The organism is Pedobacter sp. 01T416_2, from assembly GCF_056398925.1.
In genome coordinates this window covers 1-3,443 of sequence record NZ_JBFTQI010000648.1, presented here as the reverse complement: position 1 = coordinate 3,443, position 3,443 = coordinate 1, and the positions used below count along the sequence as shown (strand labels likewise).

2 protein-coding genes are annotated in these 3,443 nt (G+C 36.3%); one reads left to right on the top strand and one right to left on the bottom strand.

Annotated features, from left to right (window positions below; genetic code table 11):
* On the bottom strand, nucleotides 1-1,884 hold a 1,884-nt coding region (locus AC1DPQ_RS21770), incomplete at its 3' end, for a TonB-dependent receptor (RefSeq protein ID WP_477610852.1).
* Between the two features lie 611 nt (nucleotides 1,885-2,495).
* Here AC1DPQ_RS21770 and AC1DPQ_RS21765 point away from each other — a divergent pair.
* On the top strand, nucleotides 2,496-3,443 hold a 948-nt coding region (locus AC1DPQ_RS21765; protein ID WP_477610851.1), incomplete at its 3' end, for an FAD-dependent oxidoreductase.

The window sequence follows — 3,443 nt, the reverse complement described above, 5'->3', positions numbered from 1 at the left end:
GTTAAAACCTAGCCTTGGTGTTACAATAATAGTTGATTTTGGAGTTCTGCTATTTACTAAATTGTTAGCCACAGCTACTGATGAAGCATTAAACGCAGGGTTCTCTACTGGATTGTTTAAATATACAGGCACCTCTGCTCTTACGCCATAGGTTAATCTGAAATTATCTCTGATACTCCAAACATCTTGAGCATATAAACTAAATTGTGCCATTTTAATTCTAGCTGGCGCTAGTGGATCACTCTTGTCTGTTGAATAAGTCGTTTGATACTGAGTCATTCCAGTTTGAGGAGTAGCCATAAATCCGGCCAGACTTGTGAAACTATAATCACCATAAACGCCTTGTAAGAATACGTTTTTAGTTTTGTAAAATAAATTATCTGTTCCGAATGTAAGACTGTGAGAACCTAATGTTACGTTGAAATTATCTGTCAAAGTAAAATTATCTTGATTTAAGCTATTCGCCTGTGAACTGTAATCTGCACCGAACCTAAAAGTTCCAGCAACCGGATCAGCAATACTAACACTTGGGAACGCCGCACCTGGATCTCTCCTGTCTCTTATGGCTGTGTAAGTTAAACGTAGTAAATTAGAAGCACTATTTGATAACTTAGAGCTTAATTCGGCAACAACAGAAGTCGTTTTATTACTTTGGGCATACCCATTGTTATAGAATGACATAGCTGTTTGAGAATCTGAAATACTATAATTACTTCCCTGAACGTAATTTCCACGGATCATTAATTTATTTTTGTCATTGATGTTCCAATCAATACGACCAAATATATTATCAGATTTTCTAGTTAGATTAATTCCATTAATTTTACCTACGTCATAACCATATTTGTTCATCACAAAATCTTTCAAGGTCTGAGCATTAGCAACACTAATTTTTGATGTGCCATCAGGTCCACCAGGTTGGTTAGCAATAGGTTGGTCTCTGTTTAAACCTTCATAAGCAACGAAGAAAAACAATTTATCTTTAATAATAGGTCCGCCCATGCTTAATCCATATTGAAAAGATTTGAAATCTGTATACTTATTTCTTGTTGTATAACTTCTTCCAACTAAATCTTGGTTTTGATAAGTTCCAAAAGCTGTTCCATGAACCTCATTTGTTCCACTTTTTGTCACAGCATTCATACTTCCACCGGTAAAACCAGCTTGGCTCACATCATAAGGGGATAGTGAAACCTGTACTTGCTCTATCGCATCAAATGGAATTGGGTTAATACCTGCCTGACCACCATTTGTTCCATTACTTGCTAGACCAAAAACGTCAGTTGAGTTAGCACCGTCAATCGTAAATTGATTATAACGTGTGCTTTGTCCGCCAAAGCTTATTCCAAGCGGTGAACCATCTGTACTGCTATTTCTTACTAAAGCAATAGGACTCAAGCGTGCAAAATCATTGATATTTCTCGAAATGGTTGGCAACATATCTAACTGGTTTCTTGAAACAGAAGTAGAAGTTCCTGTTTTATTTCTTCCAATTACCGAACTTCTGCTGCCAGTAACATTTACTTCTGTTAGAAGTACTGAGTTATCAACCAGAACAGGGTCAAGCTTACTGTTTTCACCTAAGTTCAAATAAATATCTTTACTGGTGAAGGGGTGATATCCCACAAAATTAACTTCAATAGTGTAGGGACCACCAACACGCATATTGTTAATTACATAGCGACCTTCGTTGTTAGTTGATACAGAATAAACCGTACCTGTTGGTGTGTGTGTTGCTTTAACACTTGCACCGGGCAAAGTGCCTTTGGCATCCTTAACTGTTCCTGAAATTGATGATGAGGTTACCTGTGCATTAGCACCAATGGTAATACCTACAAATGCAACAATAACCAGTACTAATCTTAAAAGTAAAGATTTCTTCATACTTTGTTTTTTAAATGTTTTTTGTTGTTGAATAATAATCTAATAGGGATATTATGCCGCAAATGTACCCAATAAAATTTAACACATTTTAACATTCAATGTTAAATAATTATTAAGTCGGGCAAAACTTTTCAACATTTAACACATATTGAGCAGAATATAACTTTCAGTTTATCAACACTTTGATCGTATAACTAGATTATTAATAACGAAACTTACAGTTGATTATAATTTACGCAGAAAAGACAGTGTAATGTTGGTATTTTTCCAATAACACCTATCAACAATAAGTTTTTAGGCAAAAACACCATGTAATTTAAACCTATTGTTAAATATTTACTTTTAATCTACAAAAACACCAACACCCAATCAGCATGCAAGCGTAAATTTAAGGCAACAATATGCGATCATTGTAAATTTTAACTGTTATCTCAACATTGAGCTAAGCAATTGACATTTTTTTTTTAGTTTTGAACGATTGTTGATGGATGAAGATCTTTTAAATTTTGTAATCCGGATGTAGGCAGCCACGATTATGGCATGAAGCCAGTCGATTACAGATAATACAAAACAATTAAAAACAAATCTCTTTAAAATAGATTAAAAAACAGATGAATTACGACGTTATTGTTTTAGGCAGCGGCCCAGGTGGTTACGTAGCTGCAATCAGAGCTTCTCAATTGGGACTAAAAGTTGCAATTGTTGAGCGTGAATCATTAGGTGGTATTTGTTTAAACTGGGGCTGTATCCCTACTAAAGCACTTTTAAAAAGTGCTCAGGTTTTCGAATATATTAATCATGCTGCTGATTACGGAATTACTACTGCCGGTGCAACCGCAGATTTTGCCGCCGTGGTAAAACGCAGCCGTGGTGTGGCCGATGGCATGAGTAAAGGCGTTCAATTTTTAATGAAAAAAAATAAAATTGACGTAATTATGGGAACTGGTAAAGTAAAACCAGGAAACAAATTAGAAGTTAAAGGTGCAGATGGTTCTCAACAGGAACTAAGTGCTAAAAATATCATCATTGCTACAGGTGCCCGTTCAAGAGAATTACCCAACTTGAAACAAGATGGCAAAAAAATTATTGGCTACCGCCAGGCAATGGTACTTCCTGAATTACCTAAAAGTATGGTAGTAGTAGGTTCTGGTGCTATCGGTGTAGAATTTGCTTATTTCTATGCTACCATGGGCACAAAAGTAACCATCGTAGAATTTATGGATAACGTTGTTCCGGTTGAAGACGAAGATGTTTCTAAACAATTGTTACGCAGCCTCAAAAAAGTAGGTATCGATGTCATGACATCAGCAAGCGTAGAATCTGTTGATACCAGCGGCGCAGGCTGTAAAGTTTCTGTTAAAACAGCATCAGGCATGCAGACTATCGAGGCCGACATCGTGCTTTCAGCTGCTGGTATTGTAGCCAACATCGAAAACATAGGTTTAGAAGAAACAGGAATCAAAACGGAGAAAGGCAAAATTGTTACCGACGAATTCTACAATACTTCAGTTAAAGGTTATTATGCAATTGGTGATGTAGTAGGCGGTCAGGCACTTGCC